The following is a 913-nucleotide window of genomic DNA, read 5'->3' on the forward strand; positions in this document are numbered from 1 at the left end:
CCACGCCCCCGACGCCACATCGTCCGAGCTGCCGGACGCGGTGGCGTTCTCGCCGGCGACGCAGCCGCTGGCGACCAGCATCATCGTCCCGGCGACGGCGATCGCGGGGATGATTCGGCGGGTGATGGTGCTCATCGGGTCTCCTCGGTGGCGGTGCTGTGGTGGGTGTCGACGCCGAGTCCCTCGAGGAGGTCGGCGCGGAGGTCCGCGAGGCCGCGATCGGCGCGGTCGCGGGGGCGGATGCCGGGAACCGTGATCGTGCGCGCGATCGAGGGCGCATCGGTCTCGGCGTCGCCGACCAGCGTGCGCAGCAGCAGCACGCGATCGGCCAGGTAGAGCGCCTCTTCGACATCGTGGGTGACGAGGAGGACGGTGGTGGGCTCTGCGGCGTGGATCTTCAGGAGAAGATCGTGCATCCGCAGTCGCGTGAGGGCGTCGAGCGCACCGAAGGGCTCGTCCAGGAGGAGCACCCCGGGGTTGCGCGCGAGCGCGCGAGCGAGCGAGGCGCGCTGCGCCATTCCCCCCGACACCTCACGCGGGCGCTGGTCTGCCGCCTGCTCGAGACCGACGAGCTCGAGCAGCTCGCGCACTCGTTCACGCCCTTCCCGTCGCGCGGTGCCGCGGGGAAGCCCGAGTTCGACGTTCTGCGCGATGGTCCGCCAGGGCAGCAGCCGGGGCTCCGGGAAGGCGATCGCGGTGCGTGCGTCGACATCGGCGACGCCGGAGTCCCCGAGCAGGATGCTGCCGCTCGTCGGCGCATCCAGCCCGCCGAGCAGACGCAGGAGCGTGGACTTGCCGCACCCGGAGGGCCCGACGATCGCGACGATCTCGCCGGCTGCGACCTCGACATCGACCCCGCGCAGCACGTCGCGCCGACCGCGAGCGAAGGGGAAGCTCCGTTACACCCCGTGCA

Annotated in this window: 1 pseudogene; it reads right to left on the bottom strand. The window is 72.5% G+C overall.

The features are described 5' to 3' along the window. Positions 1-131: 131 nt before the first annotated feature. A pseudogene (locus J7E68_RS04210) lies at positions 132-899 on the bottom strand (ABC transporter ATP-binding protein); the annotation flags it as partial. Positions 900-913 lie beyond the last annotated feature (14 nt).

Source organism: Microbacterium sp. ISL-103, assembly GCF_018613995.1.
In the GTDB taxonomy this organism is placed as follows: Bacteria; Actinomycetota; Actinomycetes; order Actinomycetales; family Microbacteriaceae; genus Microbacterium.